The sequence below is a fragment of the Paenibacillus sp. N119s genome, from assembly GCF_059447605.1.
Map to the genome: position 1 here is coordinate 1 of NZ_JCAJRU010000471.1, position 827 is coordinate 827.

The window sequence follows — 827 nt, forward strand, 5'->3', positions numbered from 1 at the left end:
GTCAAAATCCGCGGGTACCGGATTGAGTTAGGCGAGATTGAAACCGCGATCCAGCAGGTGCCGGGTGTGCGTCAAGCCGTAGTCATCGACCGGACGGACGAGCGTGGGCACAAGTATTTGTGCGGATACCTCACGGGAGAAACTGAGCTGCGGATCGAGGAAGTGCAGGCCGCACTGGAAGCCGGGCTGCCAGCACACATGGTGCCTGCACGTCTGATACGACTGGAGACGATCCCGCTGACGAGCAACGGCAAAATCGACCGTAAGGCCTTGCCGGAGCCGGAAGGCAGCATCCATACGGGAGCAGCCTATGTGGCCCCGCATACGAAGGTGGAGCAGGTACTGGTTGCGGTATGGGCCGGAGTGCTGGGCGTGGAAGCCGTGGGCACGCAGGATAACTTCTTCGAGCTGGGCGGCGATTCGATTAAGGCCTTGCAAGTCTCGTCCCGTTTGCTGCAAGCAGGTTACCGACTGAACATGAAGGATCTGTTCAGTCATCCAACGGTAGCATCGCTCAGTCCGCTGCTTCGTACCGATGGCAAGATGGCCAGTCAGGAAGAAGTCGTAGGCCAGGTGGAACTGACACCTATTCAGCGGTGGTTCTTCGAGCAGCAGCCGGCTGACCTGCACCACAGTAACCAGGCCATGATGCTGTACCGAGCCGGGCGCTTTGATGTTGACGCGCTGCGCCGTACGATGGACCGTATTGTCCAGCATCATGACGCACTGCGCACGGTATTCCGTGAGACGGAGCAGGGTTATGTCGCTTGGAACCGCAGCGTAGAGGAAGGCGAACTATACACGCTGGACATTGTAGATGTCAGCGG

Annotated in this window: 1 protein-coding gene; it reads left to right on the forward strand. The window is 58.9% G+C overall.

Translation table 11 applies throughout. The annotated features are described in order from the left end of the window. A partial coding sequence (locus AC5V8P_RS25825) for a condensation domain-containing protein (RefSeq protein ID WP_495474087.1) occupies positions 1 to 827 on the forward strand: 827 nt, incomplete at both ends.